At 63.0% G+C, this 18,376-nt stretch carries 16 protein-coding genes and 2 pseudogenes; 9 read left to right on the forward strand and 9 right to left on the reverse strand.

Annotation, left to right across the window (positions count from 1 at the left end):
* Window positions 1-128 precede the first annotated feature (128 nt).
* The gene (locus tag C5F70_RS24350) at window positions 129-455 is read left to right on the forward strand and encodes a YqjD family protein (protein WP_010565821.1); all 327 of its coding nucleotides are present in this window, start codon (window positions 129-131) and stop codon (window positions 453-455) included.
* Between the two features lie 8 nt (window positions 456-463).
* Here C5F70_RS24350 and C5F70_RS24355 read toward each other — a convergent pair whose 3' ends face one another.
* The gene (locus C5F70_RS24355; protein WP_017848985.1) at window positions 464-1,360 is read right to left on the reverse strand and encodes a LysR family transcriptional regulator; all 897 of its coding nucleotides are present in this window, start codon (window positions 1,358-1,360) and stop codon (window positions 464-466) included.
* A gap of 111 nt (window positions 1,361-1,471) precedes the next feature.
* On the opposite strand from C5F70_RS24355, the gene trpB reads away from it, so the two are divergent.
* From trpB to C5F70_RS24375, 4 genes and pseudogenes are all read left to right on the forward strand, one after another.
* Window positions 1,472-2,698, forward strand: a complete 1,227-nt coding sequence (gene trpB, locus C5F70_RS24360) for a tryptophan synthase subunit beta (RefSeq protein WP_017848984.1) — start codon at window positions 1,472-1,474, stop codon at window positions 2,696-2,698.
* Window positions 2,699-3,508 (forward strand): tryptophan synthase subunit alpha, encoded by an 810-nt coding sequence (gene trpA, locus C5F70_RS24365; RefSeq protein WP_104904194.1) that lies wholly within the window; start codon window positions 2,699-2,701, stop codon window positions 3,506-3,508. It begins immediately after the preceding gene.
* Between the two features lie 120 nt (window positions 3,509-3,628).
* A pseudogene (locus C5F70_RS24370) lies at window positions 3,629-3,748 on the forward strand (RcnB family protein); the annotation flags it as partial.
* 174 nt (window positions 3,749-3,922) lie between these two features.
* Window positions 3,923-5,581 (forward strand): BBE domain-containing protein, encoded by a 1,659-nt coding sequence (locus tag C5F70_RS24375; RefSeq protein ID WP_104904195.1) that lies wholly within the window; start codon window positions 3,923-3,925, stop codon window positions 5,579-5,581.
* Between the two features lie 40 nt (window positions 5,582-5,621).
* On the opposite strand, the gene C5F70_RS24380 is transcribed toward C5F70_RS24375, so the two are convergent.
* The 6 genes and pseudogenes from C5F70_RS24380 to C5F70_RS24405 all read right to left on the reverse strand — a co-directional run bounded on the left by C5F70_RS24380 (window position 5,622) and on the right by C5F70_RS24405 (window position 11,087).
* A complete protein-coding gene (locus C5F70_RS24380; protein WP_046381554.1) occupies window positions 5,622-6,926 on the reverse strand; it encodes an MFS transporter in 1,305 nt (434 codons plus the stop codon).
* 175 nt (window positions 6,927-7,101) lie between these two features.
* Window positions 7,102-8,250 (reverse strand): galactonate dehydratase, encoded by a 1,149-nt coding sequence (gene dgoD / locus C5F70_RS24385; protein WP_003170741.1) that lies wholly within the window; start codon window positions 8,248-8,250, stop codon window positions 7,102-7,104.
* Window positions 8,251-8,298: 48 nt separating this feature from the next.
* Window positions 8,299-8,919: a 2-dehydro-3-deoxy-6-phosphogalactonate aldolase gene (locus tag C5F70_RS24390; RefSeq protein WP_017848979.1), complete on the reverse strand. Its 621-nt coding sequence runs from the start codon at window positions 8,917-8,919 to the stop codon at window positions 8,299-8,301.
* A 1-nt stretch (window position 8,920) separates the two neighbouring features.
* Window positions 8,921-9,880 (reverse strand): 2-dehydro-3-deoxygalactonokinase, encoded by a 960-nt coding sequence (locus tag C5F70_RS24395; RefSeq protein ID WP_104904196.1) that lies wholly within the window; start codon window positions 9,878-9,880, stop codon window positions 8,921-8,923.
* A 176-nt stretch (window positions 9,881-10,056) separates the two neighbouring features.
* Window positions 10,057-10,134 (reverse strand): annotated as a pseudogene (locus C5F70_RS31255) (4,5-dioxygenase); the annotation flags it as partial.
* Between the two features lie 2 nt (window positions 10,135-10,136).
* Window positions 10,137-11,087, reverse strand: coding sequence for a LysR family transcriptional regulator (locus C5F70_RS24405; protein WP_017848977.1), 951 nt, complete (start codon window positions 11,085-11,087; stop codon window positions 10,137-10,139).
* Between the two features lie 103 nt (window positions 11,088-11,190).
* On the opposite strand from C5F70_RS24405, the gene betC reads away from it, so the two are divergent.
* The 3 genes from betC (at window position 11,191) to C5F70_RS24420 (ending at window position 15,373) form a co-directional block, all read left to right on the forward strand.
* Complete coding sequence (gene betC / locus C5F70_RS24410) at window positions 11,191-12,705, forward strand: choline-sulfatase (protein WP_104904197.1); 1,515 nt, start codon at window positions 11,191-11,193, stop codon at window positions 12,703-12,705.
* 15 nt (window positions 12,706-12,720) lie between these two features.
* The gene (gene choX, locus C5F70_RS24415; RefSeq protein ID WP_017848975.1) at window positions 12,721-13,644 is read left to right on the forward strand and encodes a choline ABC transporter substrate-binding protein; all 924 of its coding nucleotides are present in this window, start codon (window positions 12,721-12,723) and stop codon (window positions 13,642-13,644) included.
* A gap of 160 nt (window positions 13,645-13,804) precedes the next feature.
* Window positions 13,805-15,373 carry a SulP family inorganic anion transporter gene (locus C5F70_RS24420; RefSeq protein ID WP_104904198.1) on the forward strand — a complete coding sequence of 523 codons (1,569 nt, stop codon included), beginning with the start codon at window positions 13,805-13,807 and terminating at the stop codon, window positions 15,371-15,373.
* A gap of 52 nt (window positions 15,374-15,425) precedes the next feature.
* Here C5F70_RS24420 and aroE read toward each other — a convergent pair whose 3' ends face one another.
* The gene (gene aroE / locus C5F70_RS24425) at window positions 15,426-16,244 is read right to left on the reverse strand and encodes a shikimate dehydrogenase (protein ID WP_017848973.1); all 819 of its coding nucleotides are present in this window, start codon (window positions 16,242-16,244) and stop codon (window positions 15,426-15,428) included.
* On the reverse strand, window positions 16,244-17,176 hold the full coding sequence (gene hemF / locus C5F70_RS24430) for an oxygen-dependent coproporphyrinogen oxidase (RefSeq protein WP_017848972.1): 933 nt from the start codon (window positions 17,174-17,176) through the stop codon (window positions 16,244-16,246). Before hemF ends, aroE begins: the two co-directional genes overlap by 1 nt.
* A gap of 160 nt (window positions 17,177-17,336) precedes the next feature.
* On the opposite strand from hemF, the gene C5F70_RS24435 reads away from it, so the two are divergent.
* Entirely contained in the window at window positions 17,337-18,314 is a 978-nt protein-coding gene (locus C5F70_RS24435; RefSeq protein ID WP_017848971.1) for an NADPH:quinone reductase, read from the forward strand.
* Window positions 18,315-18,376: the final 62 nt, after the last annotated feature.

Consider the following 18,376-nt stretch of genomic DNA (forward strand, 5'->3'; position numbering starts at 1 on the left):
GCCTAGCAGTCAAAGCTCATACTGCTTCTGGCGACCGTTCCTACTCGAAAGTTCAGATTTACTGCACTTTCTGAGACGGCCGTAGTCGGTATCTACACACGCCACCCAATCACTTCAGGAGAGTCCACATGGCCAACACCTCTTTACGCAAAGCGTCGCTGGAAAGCATGGAAGCCGAGATTTCGAGCCTGCTCAAGTCTCTTGAGAGCCTCAAGGACGACGCATCCGATGAGTCGCTCAAGACTCTGAAGGCCCTGAAAAGCAATGCCGAGAACGCGCTCAAGCATTCTCGCCACCTGATCAGCGACGCCTACGAAGAAAGCAAAGTCAAAATCCGCGAAACCGGCGTGGCGACCCGGGACTACGCACAAGAACACCCATGGACTACCGCCGGCGTTGCCGTTGGCGCGCTGGGCCTGCTGGCGGCTTACCTTTTGTGCAAACGCGGTAACTGATCTGCCGGCTATACCGGCTGGCGCGACAGCTCAGCCTTGAGCCATTGCGCCAATTGCCGAGCGCGCCCGTCCGCGGCGCGCTTGGGTAGCCACAACGCCAGGTGCGCCGGGGTTTGCGTGAAACCCCACGGCGCCACCAGGCGACCGGCGCGCACGTCCTCCGCCACCAGCGGCTCCGGCGCGATCGCCACACCCAGCCCCGCAACCGCCGCTTCCAGCAAGTAATACAAATGCTCAAACCCCTGGCCGAGTTTTAACGCACCGGGTTCGATCCCGTGTTGCTGCGCCCAGCTGGGCCAGGCCTGCGGGCGAGACGTGGTGTGCAACAGCGCTTCGCCGCACAGCGCCGTGGCCGGGGCGTCGCGCAGGCGTTCGTAACCGGCGAAACGCGGGCTCATGACCGGGCCGATGCGTTCGCTGGCCAGCTCGTACACCTGCATATCCGCCGGCCACGGCGGTTCGGCGAACAACAGCAGGGCATCCAGGCCGGGGCGGCGCGGGTCCAGATCACCTTCACCCGCCGACAGGTGCAAGCGCAGATCGGGCAGGTCGGCATTCAAGCGGCCCAGGCGCGGAATGAACCAGCGCGCCAGCAAACTGCCCGAACAGCCGAGGACGAACGGTGCATCGGCGCTGCTTTGGGTAATTTGCGCGCACACCTCCCTTAACCGCTCGAACGCCTCGGCACTCGCATCGCGCAGACGCACGCCGGCATCTGTGAGTTTGAGGCCGCGCCCTTCCTTGACGAACAGGCTGACCCCCAAATGTTCTTCCAGCACTTTAAGTTGGCGGCTCACGGCGCCATGGGTGACGTGCAACTGCTCAGCCGCCTGGCTCACGCTGTTGAGGCGGGCCGTGGCTTCGAAGGCGCGCAGGGCGTTAAGGGGCGGGAGGTCTCGGCTCATCTGTGAGTTTTCCTGACAGGTTGTAGCGATCTTATCGGTTTTCAGCCCTGAGCGTCAGGGGTAGAGTGAGCGTCATTGCTTCCCACCCGAATTCTTTTCCTGGAGCGTCCCATGACTCAGTCCCAGACCGATCTACGCAACGGCCCTGACGCCAACGGCCTGTTCGGCGCATTCGGCGGCCGCTACGTCGCCGAAACCCTGATGCCGTTGATCCTCGACCTGGCCCGCGAGTACGAAGCGGCCAAGATTGATCCTGCGTTCAACGAGGAATTAGCCTACTTCCAGCGCGACTACGTCGGTCGACCAAGCCCGCTGTATTTCGCTGAGCGCCTGACGGAGTTCTGCGGCGGCGCCAAGATTTACCTCAAGCGCGAAGAGCTGAACCACACTGGCGCGCACAAGATCAACAACTGCATCGGCCAGATCCTGCTGGCGCGGCGCATGGGCAAGAAACGCATCATCGCCGAGACCGGCGCCGGCATGCACGGTGTGGCCACCGCCACCGTGGCCGCGCGTTTCGGCCTGCAATGCGTGATCTACATGGGCACCACCGACATCGAGCGCCAACAGGCCAACGTATTTCGCATGAAGCTGCTGGGCGCTGAAGTGATCCCGGTGGTCGCCGGCACCGGCACCCTCAAAGACGCGATGAACGAAGCCCTGCGCGACTGGGTGACCAACGTCGACGACACGTTCTACCTGATCGGCACCGTTGCCGGCCCGCACCCTTATCCTGCGATGGTGCGCGACTTCCAGTCCGTGATCGGCAAGGAAACCCGCACCCAGCTGCAAGCCCAGGAAGGCCGCCTGCCGGACAGCCTGGTGGCGTGCATCGGCGGAGGGTCCAACGCCATGGGCCTGTTCCACCCGTTCCTGGATGACAGCAGCGTCGAGATCATCGGCGTGGAAGCCGCGGGCTTTGGCATCGAAACCGGCAAGCACGCCGCCAGCCTCAACGGCGGCGTACCGGGCGTACTGCACGGCAACCGCACCTTCCTGCTGCAGGACGACGATGGCCAGATCATCGACGCCCACTCGATTTCCGCCGGCCTCGACTACCCCGGCATCGGCCCTGAGCACGCCTGGTTGCACGATATCGGCCGCGTCCAGTACACCTCGGTGACCGACCACGAAGCGCTCGACGCCTTTCACAAATGCTGCCGCCTGGAAGGGATTATTCCTGCACTGGAAAGCGCCCACGCCCTGGCCGAAGTGTTCAAACGCGCACCGACCCTGCCGAAGGAACACCTGATGGTGGTCAACCTGTCCGGCCGTGGCGACAAAGACATGCAGACCGTGATGCACCACATGGAACAGTCCCAGCAGGAGAAACACTAAATGAGCCGCCTGCAAACCCGCTTTGCGCAACTCAAGCAACAAAACCGCGCCGCTCTGGTGACCTTCGTCACCGCCGGCGACCCCGGTTATGACACCTCGCTGGCGATCCTCAAGGGCTTGCCCGCCGCCGGTGCCGACGTGATCGAGCTGGGCATGCCCTTCACCGACCCGATGGCCGACGGCCCGGCTATTCAACTGGCCAACATCCGCGCGCTGAGCGCCAAGCAGAACCTGGCGAAAACCCTGCGGATGGTGCGCGAGTTCCGCAAGGACAACAGCGACACCCCGCTGGTGCTGATGGGTTACTTCAACCCGATCCACAAATACGGCGTGCCGGCCTTTATTGCCGACGCCAAGCAAGCCGGGGTCGACGGCCTGATCGTGGTCGACCTGCCGCCCGAACATAACGGCGAGCTGTGCGACCCGGCCCAGGCGGCAGGCATCGACTTTATCCGCCTGACCACGCCGACCACCGACGACGTGCGCCTGCCGACCGTGCTCAACGGCAGCTCGGGCTTTGTGTACTACGTGTCGGTAGCCGGTGTGACCGGTGCCGGTGCCGCCACCCTGGAACACGTCGAAGAAGCCGTGGCCCGCCTGCGTCGCCATACCGACCTGCCGATCAGCATCGGTTTCGGTATCCGCACGCCGGAACAAGCGGCCGCCATCGCGCGCTTGGCCGATGGTGTGGTGGTGGGTTCGGCGCTGATCGATCACATCGCCAACGCCAGCAACGACCAGCAAGCCATCGACGGCGTGCTGAGCCTGTGCGCGGCGCTGTCGGAAGGTGTCCGTAACGCACGTAAGTAAGCGCCTCGTATGCGGTAGGTAAAGTTCCTGATACACAGGAATCAACCGGCAACACCGTGGCCTAAACAACAAGACCAAGGGATTTCGAACCGTGTTCGCAATCCCTTTTTTTGTATGTGTGCCCTGGCACGCCTGCCGTACTACGAGGGTTACGAATGGCGCCGTTCGGGCCCGGACGTGGTGCTGATCGCAGTGGGCACCGGTATCGTCTATGAGATTCTGGAAGGCGTGTTGAACTGACGCCACGGTTCCGCGATTTCTTCCGCTAGGCTTAAGGGGCGAACCGTTCGTTCCCCCTTAACGCACTTCATGCCTATTGCCGTCTAACCACCTCAGCAAGCCCCGGTATTTCTTGCGCTCCCGGTCGTTAAGTTAGCCGCATCAGAAGTCATTCTTGGCTCTATGGAGTACATCATGGCATTTGATCTCATCACCGAATCGGACCGCCGTCACGCCACCTTGCAAAAAGGCTTCAACCTGCGCTGGCCGTTGGGCAACGTGCAGGGCCAATCCTCGCCCAACGGCGCCAACCTGATTTACCTCTGTTACAGCCCCCAGGACATCATCGACGCTGCGGCGCAGGCCCTGGCCGTTGCCAATGGCCGGATTACCGTGCGCAGCGGCGGCCACTGTTACGAAGGTTTCGTCGCCAACAAGATGCCCGACAACCCCAATGAGGTATTGGCGATTCTGGATATCGGGCAAATGAAGCAACTGGACTACGACGCCGACGGCCAACTGCACTCCCAGTTGATTCCGACCTTGCCCTATCGCTACCGCTTTCGCCTGGAAGCCGGCGGGCAGAACTGGGACGCCTACGTCGCACTGTACACGTTGGCCAACAAGACCCTGCCCGGGGGTTCGTGTTATTCGGTGGGCCTGGGCGGGCACATCTGCGGTGGCGGCTACGGCCTGCTCTCGCGCAAACACGGCCTGGTGTGCGACTGGCTGTCCGGTGTCGATATTCTGGTGCCCAACGCCCAGGGCAACGGCCTGACAGCGCGTCATGTCTGCCGGGAGAGCACCGACCCGGACGAACTGGACCTGTTTGCCGCGTGCTGCGGTGCCGGCGGCGGGCAGTTCGGGATCATCACCAGTTATTACTTCAAGGACCTGCCGGACGCCCCCAAGGAGGTGCTTTGGCTGGTACTGGAATGGGACTGGGCGATGCTGACCAAACCGGCGCTCGACCGATTGCTGGTGGCCTATCAAGCCTGGTTCGCCCAACATCAGGCCGACCCGGACACCTGGGGCCTGGCGACCAAGCTGGAAATGCGCCACCAGCACACCGGCAACGTCACGCTGGGCATTCACTACGTGGACAAAGACGGCGAGTTGAACGATCAGGCGCCCTTCAACGATTTTGTCACGACGATGCTGGACGCCATCGGCATTGCCGCCAGCGAATCGGTGACACCGTTTCACGTGATCCACCTGCCGCGAAGCAACCCCACCGGGCGTGTCATCAACTCCTTGAGCACGGCGCGGGCCGTCGTGCGTCGCCTCGACTGGCTGCCGTGCCAGCAAACCCTCAACGGCTCCGGCGACAACCAGCGCGGGCGCTATAAGTCGGCCTATCAGAAAGGCGTTTTCACGCCGCAGGTGTTATCCGCGATCTGGACCACTCTGACCTGGCCCGACCCGGCGAACGTGTTGACTCAAAGCCTCATACAGATCCAGTCGTTCGGCGGGCGCATCAACCAGCCAGATCCGGCGGTTCGGCGCGAATCATCCGCGGCCCAGCGCGGCTCTTTCCTCAAGTGGCAACCGCAGTGTTATTGGCGCGATGCCAGCGCCGCCACCGACCAGGCACATGCCGATTGGATTCAGGGGCTGTTTTTCAACGCCTTCGCCAACGATCAAGGCGTGCCGCTCAACGCGGAGTTCGAGGGCTGCTACATCAATTACCCCGACCTCGACATGACGCACCTCGGCGGCAACCCGGCGAACGCCAAGAACCCTCAGTGGTACACGGTTTTCTTCCCCGACCTGATCATCGAAAGCCGCCTGCGGCGTACCAAGCAGCGCTGGGACCCGCTGAATATATTCCGCAACGAAATGTCGGTGCCGTAAGCCGCAAAAAAAACGGGCGACCCCAAGGTCGCCCGTTTTTTTACAACTCGATCCGTTCGACCTTGCCCACCAACAAGATGTAGGAAAGCGCCCCGAGCAACGCCAGCACTGCGATATAGGTGATTGCCGGTGCGAACGAATCGCCGCTGGCCAGGAAGCCAATCACGATCGGCGTGGCAATCGCCGCCAGGTTGCCGATGAAGTTGAACACGCCACCGGTCAAGCCGAGCAAGCGAGCGGGTGCCAAGGTCGACACCAACGACCAGGTGATCGACGCCAGGCCATTGCCGAAGAACGCCACCGCCAGGAACGCAATCACCCAGGCCGTCGAATCCACGTAGTTGGCGCCAATGATCGCAGTGGAAATCAACAGCCCGCCAATGATCGGCAACTTGCGCGCAAAGCCCACCGACGCGCCACGGCGAATCAACCAGTCGGAAAAAATCCCGGAGCACAGCACGCCGACAAACGCCGCGAGGAAGGGCAGGGAAGCGAGCAGGCCGGATTTGATGAAGTCCATCCCGCGATATTTCACCAGATAGGTCGGGAACCATGTCAGGAAGAACCACAGCGTGGAGTTCAGGCAGAACTGCCCCAGGTAGATGCCCCAGAGTTTGCGCTTGCTCAGCACGATGCCCAGGTCGACCCAACTGAACGGTGCCTTGGTGGTTTGCGCCTGCATGTCCACCAGCCCGCCGCCGGCACGGATCAGTTCGATTTCAGCGGCGTTGGCGCCTTTGAAGTCCTTCGGCTCGCGGTACACCGCGTACCAGATCAGCGCCCAGAGAATGCCGACGCCGCCGGTGGTGACAAACACCATGTGCCAGCCGTAGTGGTGCTGTAACCAGGCCAGCACCGGGGTGAGAAACGCCAGCCCGACGAACTGCCCGGAGGTGTAGAAGCCAATCGCCGTGGCGCGCTCACGCTCGGGGAACCACGTGGTAACCACGCGGCTGTTGATCGGATAGGCCGGCGCTTCCAGGGCGCCCACCGCCATACGCAGGACAAACAGCGCGATGAAGCTGGCCGCAAAGCCGAGCATCACAGTGGCGATGGACCACAGCAGCAGGGCCACGGTGTAGAGGATGCGCGGCGGCACCCGGTCGACCAGCCAGCCGCCGGGGATTTGCATGGCGGCGTAGGTCCAGCCGAACGCCGAGAAAATCAGCCCGACATGCACCGGGTCGATGCCCAGGTCACTGGTCAGGGCCGGGGCCGCGATCGACAGGTTGCTGCGGTCGAGGTAGTTGATCACCACGGTGATAAACAGCAGCACCATGATGAAGTAGCGCTTTCTGCTAGGCGTGACTAAAGAAGCCTGCCCGGTGAGGGATTCAGGGTGCATGGGGTTGTCTCTTCTTATGTTTATTGAGGACGGACTTACTGACCAAACCAGCTCAAATGTGGGAGGGGGCTTGCCCCCGATAGCGGTGAACCAGCCGCCGAAGATGTCGACTGACACTCAGCTATCGGGGGCAAGCCCCCTCCCACATTTTTTGCCACATTTTTTCAGGCAGACATCACCACTCGGCAAAACTGCCGTCGGCATGGCGCCAGATCGGGTTGCGCCAGCGATGGCCGATGGCCGCGCGTTCGATCACGTATTCCTCGTTGATCTCGATGCCCAGGCCCGGCCCGTTGGGGATCTTCACGAAGCCCTGGTCATAGTCGAACACGCCCGGGTCGCGCACGTAGTCGAGCAGGTCGTTGCTCTCGTTGTAGTGAATGCCCAGGCTTTGCTCCTGGATAAACGCGTTGTAGCAGACCGCGTCCAGCTGCAGGCAGGCGGCCAGCGCGATCGGGCCCAGCGGGCAGTGCAGCGCCAGGGCCACGTCGTAGGCTTCGGCCATGTTGGCGATCTTGCGGGTTTCGGTGATACCGCCAGCGTGGGAAGCGTCCGGCTGGATGATGTCGACGTAGCCTTCGCTGAGCACGCGTTTGAAGTCCCAGCGCGAGAACAGACGCTCGCCCAGGGCAATCGGGGTGCTGGTCAGCGGTGCGAGTTCCTTCAGCGCTTCGTAGTTTTCGCTGAGTACCGGCTCTTCGATGAACATCAGTTTGTACGGGTCCAGCTCTTTCATCAGCACCTTGGCCATGGGCTTGTGTACGCGGCCATGGAAGTCGACGCCGATGCCCACGTTGGGGCCGACGGCATCGCGCACGGCGGCGACGTTGGCCAGCGCCAGGTCGACTTTTTCGAAGCTGTCGACGAACTGCAATTCTTCCGTGCCGTTCATTTTCACCGCAGTGAAGCCACGGGCCACGGCCTCTTTGGCGGCGCGGGCGGTGTCGGCGGGGCGATCGCCGCCGATCCACGAATACACGCGAATCTTGTCACGTACCTGGCCGCCCAGCAGGTCGCTGACCGACACGCCCAGGGCCTTGCCCTTGATGTCCCACAGCGCCTGGTCGATGCCGGCCAGCGCGCTCATGTGCACGGCGCCGCCGCGATAGAAACCGCCGCGATAGAGCACGGTCCAGATGTCTTCGATATTGCGTGGGTCTTTGCCGATCAGGTAGTCGGACAGTTCCTCGACCGCAGCCGCCACCGTGTGGGCGCGGCCTTCGACCACGGGTTCGCCCCAGCCGGTGACGCCCTGGTCGGTCTCCACTTTGAGGAAGCACCAGCGCGGTGGGACGATGAAGGTAGTCAGTTTGGTGATTTTCATCTTCTTATCTCTCTTGTCGATGCAGCGCCCAAGGCGCCAAGCTTGCGATCAGTTCAGGGCATTCCAGGCCGCGACATACGCCTGGGCACTGCTCGCCACCTCGGCCACGGACATGCCCGGCTTGAACAATCCGGACCCCAGGCCGAAGCCCCTGGCGCCGGCGTCGAAATACACCTGCATGTTGGCCGGGCTCACGCCGCCGACCGGCAGCAACAGCGTGCCCGCCGGCAACACGGCCAGCCACGCCTTGATCACCGCCGGGCCCATTTGCTCGGCGGGGAACAGTTTCAATACGTCGGCGCCTTCGGCCAGCGCGGCGAACGCCTCGGTCGGGGTGGCCACACCTGGCGACAGGTACAGGCCGGCGGCTTTCGCGGCACGCAAGACCTTGGCGTCGCTGTGGGGCATCACGATCACCTGACCACCGGCGGCCTTGACCTGCTCGACCTGCGCCGGCGTCAACACCGTGCCGGCGCCGATCAGGCAATCGGCGGGCAGGCTGTCACGCAGGGTGCGGATGCTGGTGTAAGGGTCCGGCGAATTGAGCGGGACTTCGATCACGCGAAAACCGGCGCGGTACAGCACCTGGCCAATCGCCTCGGCTTCGTCCGGGCGCACGCCGCGCAGGATCGCGATCAAACCGTTTTGCGTGAGTGCTTGCTTGAGCATGTCAGGCCTCCATTGCTGGTTGAATGAGCCCGGCGGCCTGGGCCAACTGCCAGAGGCCGCGTTCGCTGGCCTCTTGCGCCAGGCTGACGTGGGCGAAGCCGCAGAGGCCGAGGGCACGCTGGTAACGTGTACAGAGCGGTGCGGCGCCGACCAGGATGATCGGCTTATGTTTGGCGGCACCGGGCAAGCCGGCGAGTTCATGGCCGATCAACAGGCCGGAGAGGTAGTCGGGCTGCTGGTCCGGAGCGAGTTCGCCGGTCAAGCCCAGGGTGCGTGCGCTGAACAGCGTCGACAGCACGCCGCGCTGGGCGTCTGCCGACAGCGCCACGCGCACGCCGCGGTCGAAAGCCGCCGCCTGGAAGTGTTCGGCGGGTTGTTGGGTGCGCCCGAGCAGGCTGTGCTTGCTCAGCACCGCGAACAGCTCGCCGGTCATGAAGGTGTCGAAATGGGTGATACAGCCATCGACCACCTCGACCCATTTGGAATGACTGCCGGGCAGGCCGATCAAGACCTCGGCGCCGAGGCCTTGCAGCACGCCGAGTACCTGGGTTTCTTCGCCGCGCATCACGTTGGGCAAGCCGACCTGCTCGATCACGCCGGGCACGATATGCACATCGACGCCGCGCACACTGCGCACGCGGTGCAATGCTTGGCCGAGGCTGGCGACGTCGACCGGGGTGTTGCGGTAGGCCGCTTCGCTCCAGCCCTGAGCGCTGCCGACCATGCCGCAGGCGATCACCGGCAAGCCCGGTTGCGCGTCGAGCCAATCGCCACAGGCCGCGTCGAACGCCAACTCGAAGCCATCGCTGCAGCAAACGCCGGCAATCTCCCGGGGCTGGCTGGGCAGGTGCATGATCCCCGACGCCAACGCACGTTGTTCCAGCACCACGCCTGCGGGGCCGAGTTTATAAGCACGAAGGGAACTGGTTCCCCAATCGAGCGCGATCAATTGCGCCGGCATCGCTTCACCTGAAATGAGTGGGTGCTGAAAAAAGCAGATGGGCGAATATAAACCTATGCTCGGCGATATCTCAATATATAAATATCAATCCCATATATTGGAACGAATCGAGATAAATCCTACAACCACTCCGCTTTTTACTGCGGGACCGGCCAGGCTTTATCTGATAAGAGAGGTTAAAAAACCGACAGATTCAGTTCGCGCATCGCACCCATCCAGATCGCGTACTCGGTGTGGTCCTTCAGGTCATCGCCCCCTAGACCGCAATCGACGGCAGGGCCAACCCGGTCAGCGACTGTGCGCTGCGCGCCTGCTCCGCCACCAGCCAGTCGACGAACCGCTCGACCAACTGCCCCCGCCGTTTGCGCTGCGGCTGCACCACGTAGTAGCCGAAGCGTGAGATCACCGTGTCGCTGATCGGCCGGCACAGCCACTTCTGTTCCAGCAGGTTGTCCACCAAGTGGCGCCAGCCGATGGCCACGCCCTGGCCGGCAATCGCGGCCTGGATCAACAGGGTGTAGTTATCGAAGCGCAGTTGGCCGGGGGTCGGCGTGCTGGTAATGCCCAGTTCGCGGAACACGCCGCTCCAGTCGAACCACTGGCTGGTGTGTTCCTGGCGCAGGTGCAGCAAGGGGCAGTCGGGCAAGGTCTGCACGGTCAGCGGCGTGGCCTGGTCCTTGAGCCATTGCGGGCTGCACACCGGGAACACTTCCTCATTGAACAGCCACAGGCTGTCGCCCTGCTTGAAACGGCCGTCGCCAAACAGCACCGCCACGTCGATATCGCTGCGCAACGTGGCGTGATTGCGCTCGCTGGTCACCAGGCTGACGTCGACCTGGGGGTTGGCCGCATGGAAGCGATGCAGGCGCGGCATCAGCCAGTAGGCGGCGAAGGCGAAGTCGGTGGCCACTTGCAGCACTTCGTGCTGGTCCTGCTGGGTGATCGCGCTCAGGCCCTGGTTGATGGTCTGCAAACCGCCCTGGACATGTTCGAACAGCAGCGCGCCGGCGTCGGTCAGCTCGATGCCACGGTAGATGCGATCAAACAGGCGGATCGCCAATTGCTCTTCGAGGCGCTTGATCTGCTGGCTGATGGCCGGTTGGGTGGTGCCCAGCTCCATCGCCGCAGCGGTAAAACTGCGGTGGCGCGCCGCCGCTTCGAACGCCCGGAGCAGATCGAGGGATACGTCGCCGAAGGCTTTATACATAAGCTGTACTTATCCTAGACATTGCCTTTCATGGGCTTTACCCCATTTTCCATGGGCTGCATGCTCATTCGCATAAACACCGCCTATGGAATGCCGAAGACCCATGAAGCGCAAGAACATTCTTTTCATCATGGCCGATCAAATGGCCGCGCCGATGCTGCCGTTCTACGGACCTTCCCCGATCAAGTTGCCGAACCTCAGTCGCCTCGCCGCACAAGGTGTGGTGTTCGACGCCGCCTACTGCAACAGCCCGCTGTGTGCGCCGTCGCGCTTTACCCTGGTCAGCGGCCAGTTGCCGAGCAAGATCGGCGCCTACGACAACGCGGCGGATTTCCCCGCCGATGTGCCGACGTATGCCCACTACCTGCGTCGGCTCGGCTACCGCACCGCGCTGTCGGGCAAGATGCATTTCTGCGGGCCAGACCAGTTGCACGGTTACGAAGAGCGCCTGACCAGCGACATCTACCCCGCCGACTATGGCTGGGCGGTGAACTGGGATGAGCCGGACGTGCGCCCCACCTGGTACCACAACATGTCCTCGGTGCTGCAAGCCGGGCCGTGCGTGCGGACCAACCAACTGGATTTCGACGAAGAGGTGGTGTTCAAGGCCCAGCAGTACCTGTTCGACCACATTCGCGAGGGCGGCGACCAGCCGTTCTGCCTCACCGTGTCGATGACCCATCCCCACGACCCATACACCATTCCCAAACCGTTCTGGGATCTGTACGACGACAGCGACATCCCGTTGCCCACAACCCCGGCCCAGGGCGATCTCGACCCGCACTCCCAGCGCCTGCTCAAGGTCTACGACCTGTGGGACAAGCCGCTGCCGCTGGAGAAGATCCGCGATGCGCGCCGCGCCTACTTCGGTGCCTGCAGTTACATCGACAGCAATGTCGGCAAGCTGCTGCAGACCCTGGAAGACACCGGCCTGGCCGACGACACCCTGATCATTTTCTCCGGCGACCATGGCGACATGCTCGGCGAGCGCGGCCTCTGGTACAAAATGCACTGGTTCGAAATGGCCGCCCGCGTGCCGCTGCTGATCAGCGCGCCGGGGCAGTTCGCGGCGGGCCGTGTGACCCAGGCGGTCTCCACCGCCGACCTGTTGCCGACCCTGGTGGAACTGGCCGGCGGCGAACTCGAACCGCTCTTGCCCATGGACGGCCGCTCGCTGGTCCCGCACCTGCAAGGGCAGGGCGGGCACGACGAAGTATTCGGCGAATACATGGCCGAAGGCACCCTCAGCCCGCTGATGATGATTCGCCGTGGCGCCTACAAATTCATCTACAGCGAAGACGACCCCTGCCTACTGTTCGACATACACAACGACCCGCGCGAACAGGAAGAACTCAGCCAATCGCCGCAGCATCGGGCGCTGTTTGCCGCCTTTCTGCTTGAGGCGCGGGCCAAATGGGACATCCCGGCGATCCACCAGCAGGTGCTCGCCAGTCAACGCCGTCGCCGCCTGGTCTACCAGGCGCTGACCCAGGGCAAGCTGAAGAGCTGGGATCACCAGCCGCTGGTGGACGCCAGTCAGCAATACATGCGCAACCATATCGACCTCGACGACCTGGAGCGCAAGGCACGTTATCCACAACCCTGCCAAAACCAATAAAACAGAGGGAAGGCCATGCAAAAATTGACTGTGGTGCTGGGCGTAATGGGCATGGCGGCGTTGAGCAGCGCCACCGTGTACGCGGACGCCGGTTGTGAGACGGTGAGGATGGCCGATCCTGGCTGGAGTGATATTGCCGCCACCAATGCCGTCGCCGGTTTTCTGCTGACGGGCATGGGTTACAAGCCCAAGGTCGACACCCTGGCGGTGCCGATCACCTTCGGCGGGCTCAAGGACGGCCAGGTGGATGTGTTCCTGGGTAACTGGATGCCGGCGCAGCAAGGTTTCTACGACAAATTCGTGGCCAACGGCGATGTGGTGCAGTTGGCGAAAAACCTCGACGGCACCGAATTCACCCTGGCTGTGCCGGACTATGTGTGGGACGCCGGGGTGCATGACTTTGCCGACCTCAACTCATTCGCCGACAAGTTCGACAAGAAGATCTACGGCATCGGCTCCGGCGCGCCAGCGAACCTCTCGCTGCAGGAGATCATCAAGAAGAACGACTTCGACCTGGGCCAATGGAAGCTGATCGAGTCCAGCGAACAGGCGATGCTCGCCGAAGTCTCACGGGCGGTGAAGAAACAGCGCTTCATCACCTTCCTCGGCTGGACCCCGCACCCGATGAACGTGCAGTTGAAAATGCACTACCTCAAGGGCGGCGAGAAGTACTTCGGCGACACCGGCAGCGTGTATACCCTGACGCGCAAGGGTTATGCACAAGCCTGCCCGAACGTAGGAAAACTGCTGACCAACCTGAGTTTCACCCAGGCGATGGAGAACAGCATCATGGCCGCGGTGGTCAACAACAAGGTCAGCAACGCGGATGCGGCGAAGGCGTGGATCCAGGCCAACCCGGCGGTACTCGAGCAGTGGCTCGACGGCGTGAAAACCGTGGATGGCCAGGATGCATTGGCGGCCGTAAAAGCCAAGCTCTAAAGCCCACCACTATCCAAATGTGGGAGGGAGCTTGCTCCCGATAGCGGCGGATCAGTCACTACATCATTGACTGTCAGTCCGCTATCGGGGGCAAGCCCCCTCCCACAAAAAGCCGGTGTGTACTGATACCCTGAGCCAAACCTTTCAATCCGAGTTTGCGATGCCCCGGCCCAACCGCCACACACTCTTCCCCTTCCTCAGTTGGCTGCCGCGCCAAACCCGCGCCAGCGTCGGCCGGGACGCGATCGTCGGCCTCAGCGGCGCAGTGCTGGCCTTGCCGCAGTCGATTGCCTACGCGCTCATCGCCGGTCTCCCACCGGAATACGGCCTGTACGCCGCGATCATCCCGGTGCTGATCGCGTGCCTCTGGGGTTCGTCCTGGCACCTGATCTGCGGCCCCACGGCGGCGATTTCCATCGTGCTCTACGCCAGCGTCAGCCCCCTGGCCGTGCCGGGTTCACAGGACTACATCACCTTGATCCTGCTGCTGACCTTCCTCGCCGGAGTGTTCCAGTGGTTGCTCGGCCTGCTGCGCTTCGGCGCGCTGGTGAATTTCATCTCCCATTCGGTGGTGCTGGGGTTCACCCTCGGCGCCGCCGTGGTGATTGCCCTCGGCCAACTGCCCAACCTGTTGGGCCTGGATATGCCGAGCCAGGCAACGGCGATCAACAGTCTGATGGCACTGATCGAGCACAGCGGCGAGTGGGACCACGCCTCACTCGCCCTGGGGCTCGGCACCTTGCTGGCGGGCGCGCTGCTCAAGTACCTGCTGCCGCGCTGGCCGACGCTGTTGATCACGCTGGCGCTGGGCAGCCTGGCCGCCTGGCTGTGGCCGGCGATATTCGGGCAGGTGGCGCTGGTCAGTGCGTTTATCGGCAAGCTGCCGCCATTCAGCCCGTTGCCGCTGGACCTGGACATGCTCTTGCGCCTGCTGCCCAGCGCCGTGGCGGTGGGCATGCTCGGGCTGGTGACCAGCCTGTCGATCGCGCGCTCGCTGGCGGCGCGCTCGCAGCAATTGCTCGACGCCAACCAGGAAGTTCGAGCGCAGGGTTTGTCCAATATCGTCGGCGGATTTTTCTCCGGCTACCTGTCGGCCGGTTCCTTTACGCGCTCCGGCCTCAGCTATGAAGCAGGCGCCTGCTCGCCGCTGGCGGGGGTGTTTTCCGCCCTGTGGGTGGCGTTGTTCGCACTGTTTGGTGCAGCGCTGATCGCACATATACCGATCCCGAGCATGGCCGCGAGCATCCTGCTGATCAGTTGGGGCCTGGTGGATCATCGGGGCATTCGCGCGTTGTTCCGGGTCAGTCGCGCCGAGTTTGTGGTGATGAGCCTGACCTGCATCGCCACGTTGCTGCTGGAGCTGCAAACCGCGATTTACGCCGGAGTGCTGGCCTCGCTGTTTTTCTACCTCAAGCGCACCTCGCAGCCGCGGGTTCAGCAATGGCGCGACGGCGAGGAAGAGGTGTTGCGGGTCGGTGGCTCGATCTTTTTCGGCGCCAGCCATTACCTGCAGGTTCGCCTGCAAAGCCTGCAGAGTGAGCGGGTGGTGATCGAAGCGCAGCAGATCAACTTTATCGACTATTCCGGGGTGGAGATGCTGCACCAGGAAGCGCGGCGATTAAGGGCGATGGGCCGTAGCCTGACCTTGCGCCGGGCCAGGCCGCAGGTCGTCGAGGAGTTGAAAAAGCTGGAAGGCGCCGACAACTGCCCCATCCATTTCGAAGACTGAATGCGGTCAAACAGGTGGGAGGGGGCTTGCTCCTCCCACCTTTCGAGTTGCCTCAAGCCAATTGGCGGCGCAGTTCGGCCAACACCGGCGCCGAATCCGGACGCACGCCGCGCCAGAGGAAGAACGCTTCCGCCGCCTGCTCCACCAGCATGCCGAGGCCATCCATCGCCACCGCCGCGCCGTGTTCCGTGGCCCAGCGGCAGAATGCGGTCGGTTCCTTGGCATACATCATGTCGTAGCAAAACGTTTTGCCCGGCGCGATCAAGCTGCCCGCAATCGGCGGTACATCGCCTGACAGGCTGGCGGAAGTGGCATTGATGATCACGTCCACCGGCTCACACAGCCAGTCGAAACCACTGGCAGACACCGGGCCCAAATCGTCGAACAACTCGGCGAGCATTTCGGCTTTTTCCACGGTGCGGTTGGCGATGATCAGCGACGCCGGCCGCTCGGCCAGCAACGGCTCCAACGCCCCGCGCACTGCGCCGCCAGCGCCGAGCAACAGGATGCGTTGCCCTTGCAGGTGCAGCCCGGCATTCACCGTCAGGTCGCGCACCAGGCCGGCGCCGTCGGTGTTATCGCCCAGCAGGCTGCCATCGGCCAGCTTGCTCAGGGTGTTCACCGCCCCGGCGCGCTCGGCGCGTGCGGTGAGGGTGTCGGCCAGGCGGTAGGCGTCTTCCTTGAACGGCACCGTGACGTTGGCGCCACGGCCTTGTTGAAAAAACTCACGGGCAAACCCGATGAAATCCTCGAGCGGCGCAAGCAGAGCGCTGTAGTCCAGTTGCTCGCCGGTCTGCTCGGCGAACATGCGGTGGATCAACGGCGACTTGCTGTGGCCGATGGGGTTGCCGAACACCACATAACGGTCCATCAGACCGCCGCCTTGGGCGCAGCCACGCCGAGCCAGTCGCGGTCTTGCAGGAAGTAGTCGGTGAGGCGCGCTTCTTCGCTGCCGGCCTCGGCTTTCCAGTCGTAGCTCCAGCGCACCTGGGGCGGCAGCGACATCAGGATCGACTCGGTACGCCCGCCCGACTGCAGGCCGAACAAGGTGCCACGGTCGTAGACCAGGTTGAATTCAACGTAGCGACCACGGCGGAATTCCTGGAATTCGCGCTGCTGTTCGGTATAGGCCTGGGCCTTGCGGCGCTGCACGATCGGCAGGTAGGCGTCGATGTACGCATCGCCGATGGCACGGATGAAGGCGAAGCAGGTGTCGAAGTCCCACTCGTTCAAGTCATCGAAGAACAGCCCGCCGATGCCGCGCGGTTCGTTGCGATGCTTGATGTAGAAGTAGGTGTCGCACCAGGCCTTGTAGCGCGCATAAACGTCGGCGCCAAACGGCGCACAGGCCTGTTCGGCCACGCGGTGCCAGTGGATGCAGTCTTCTTCGTTGGCGTAATAGGGCGTGAGGTCGAAGCCGCCGCCGAACCACCACACCGGCTCTTCACCTTCTTTTTCAGCGATGAAAAAGCGCACGTTGGCGTGGGAAGTCGGTACATGCGGGTTGTGCGGGTGAATCACCAGCGACACCCCCAGCGCTTCAAACCCACGCCCGGCCAGCTCGGGGCGATGCGCGCTGGCGGACGGCGGCAGGCCGCTGCCAAACACGTGGGAAAAGTTGACGCCGCCTTTTTCGATCACCGTACCGTTTTCAATCACACGGGTGCGACCGCCGCCACCGGCTGGCCGGGTCCAGGCGTCTTCGATAAAGCGAGTGTCCGTCTCGAAGGTTTCCAGGGCGCTGCAAATACGGTCTTGCAGATCAAGCAGATAGGCTTTAACAGCCTCGGTGCGGGTAGTCATGGCATCACCTTGAATCGGGCAAAGCTACGCGAGGCCATTGGGCGTCGGCGGCAAATGGGCGCACAGGATACCACCGCACTCAACTCCGTCGCAGTTGACGAAGATCAAGCTTAGGAGTCCGATAGGGGGCTACCCGAATTCGAACCCAGGAGAAGTGCAGATGGCCAAACGTATCCAGTTCAGCGTCCATGGTGGCCCTGAGGTGCTTGAGTACGTGGACTACACGCCAGCAGAACCTGGCCCACAGCAAGTTCGCGTGCGCAACGCGGCCATTGGCCTGAACTTCATCGACACCTACTTCCGCAGTGGCTTATACGCGCCGCCGGCCTTGCCGTCGGGCCTGGGCGCCGAAGGTGCCGGTGTGGTCGACGCCGTGGGCAGCGAGGTCAGCCAATTCAAGGTCGGCGACCGCGTGGCCTACGGCAGTGGGCCATTGGGTGCCTACAGCGAACTGCACGTGTTGCCCGCAGCCAACCTGGTTCACCTGCCGGACGACATCAGCTTCGAACAAGCCGCCGGCGCGATGCTCAAGGGCCTGACCGTGCAATACCTGCTGCGCCAGACCTATGAGTTGAAGGGCGGCGAAACCATCCTGTTCCACGCCGCAGCCGGTGGCGTGGGCTCCCTGGCCTGCCAGTGGGCCAAGGCCCTGGGCGTGAAGCTGATCGGCACGGTCAGTTCGCCGGAAAAAGCCGCCGTGGCCAAATCCCACGGCGCCTGGGCAACCATCGACTACAGCAAGGAAAACGTCGCACAGCGCGTGCTGGAATTGACCGACGGCAAGAAATGCCCAGTGGTGTACGACGGCGTCGGCAAGGACACCTGGCTGACCTCGCTGGACTGCGCGGCGCCCCGGGGGTTGGTGGTGAGTTTCGGTAACGCCTCAGGCGCGGTGGACGGGGTGAACCTGGGGATTCTGGCGGCCAAGGGCTCGCTGTATGTCACCCGGCCGACCCTGGCGACCTACGCCAGCAACCCCAAGGACTTGCAGGCCATGGCCGATGATCTGTTCTCGATGATCCAGAGCGGCAAGGTACGCATCGATATCAACCAGCGCTTCTCGCTGGCGGAAGCGGCCAAGGCGCAGACGGAACTGTCGGCGCGGCGCACGACCGGGTCGACCATTCTGTTGCCGTAAGGCTTGGGGTTTCTGGCGTGGCTAAGGGCGCCATCGCGGGCAAGCCCGGCGCCTACATTTGA

This window comes from Pseudomonas sp. LH1G9 (assembly GCF_002949975.1).
GTDB classification, from domain to species: Bacteria; Pseudomonadota; Gammaproteobacteria; order Pseudomonadales; family Pseudomonadaceae; genus Aquipseudomonas; species Aquipseudomonas veronii.

Excerpts from the sequence above, each read along its gene's own strand:
- C5F70_RS24350 (WP_010565821.1), top strand. The coding sequence starts at position 129 with ATGGCCAACACCTCTTTACGCAAAGCGTCGCTGGAAAGCATGGAAGCC.
- C5F70_RS24355 (WP_017848985.1), bottom strand. The coding sequence starts at position 1,360 with ATGAGCCGAGACCTCCCGCCCCTTAACGCCCTGCGCGCCTTCGAAGCC.
- trpB (WP_017848984.1), top strand. The coding sequence starts at position 1,472 with ATGACTCAGTCCCAGACCGATCTACGCAACGGCCCTGACGCCAACGGC.
- trpA (WP_104904194.1), top strand. The coding sequence starts at position 2,699 with ATGAGCCGCCTGCAAACCCGCTTTGCGCAACTCAAGCAACAAAACCGC.
- C5F70_RS24375 (WP_104904195.1), top strand. The coding sequence starts at position 3,923 with ATGGCATTTGATCTCATCACCGAATCGGACCGCCGTCACGCCACCTTG.
- C5F70_RS24380 (WP_046381554.1), bottom strand. The coding sequence starts at position 6,926 with ATGCACCCTGAATCCCTCACCGGGCAGGCTTCTTTAGTCACGCCTAGC.
- dgoD (WP_003170741.1), bottom strand. The coding sequence starts at position 8,250 with ATGAAAATCACCAAACTGACTACCTTCATCGTCCCACCGCGCTGGTGC.
- C5F70_RS24390 (WP_017848979.1), bottom strand. The coding sequence starts at position 8,919 with ATGCTCAAGCAAGCACTCACGCAAAACGGTTTGATCGCGATCCTGCGC.
- C5F70_RS24395 (WP_104904196.1), bottom strand. The coding sequence starts at position 9,880 with ATGCCGGCGCAATTGATCGCGCTCGATTGGGGAACCAGTTCCCTTCGT.
- C5F70_RS24405 (WP_017848977.1), bottom strand. The coding sequence starts at position 11,087 with ATGTATAAAGCCTTCGGCGACGTATCCCTCGATCTGCTCCGGGCGTTC.
- betC (WP_104904197.1), top strand. The coding sequence starts at position 11,191 with ATGAAGCGCAAGAACATTCTTTTCATCATGGCCGATCAAATGGCCGCG.
- choX (WP_017848975.1), top strand. The coding sequence starts at position 12,721 with ATGCAAAAATTGACTGTGGTGCTGGGCGTAATGGGCATGGCGGCGTTG.
- C5F70_RS24420 (WP_104904198.1), top strand. The coding sequence starts at position 13,805 with ATGCCCCGGCCCAACCGCCACACACTCTTCCCCTTCCTCAGTTGGCTG.
- aroE (WP_017848973.1), bottom strand. The coding sequence starts at position 16,244 with ATGGACCGTTATGTGGTGTTCGGCAACCCCATCGGCCACAGCAAGTCG.
- hemF (WP_017848972.1), bottom strand. The coding sequence starts at position 17,176 with ATGACTACCCGCACCGAGGCTGTTAAAGCCTATCTGCTTGATCTGCAA.
- C5F70_RS24435 (WP_017848971.1), top strand. The coding sequence starts at position 17,337 with ATGGCCAAACGTATCCAGTTCAGCGTCCATGGTGGCCCTGAGGTGCTT.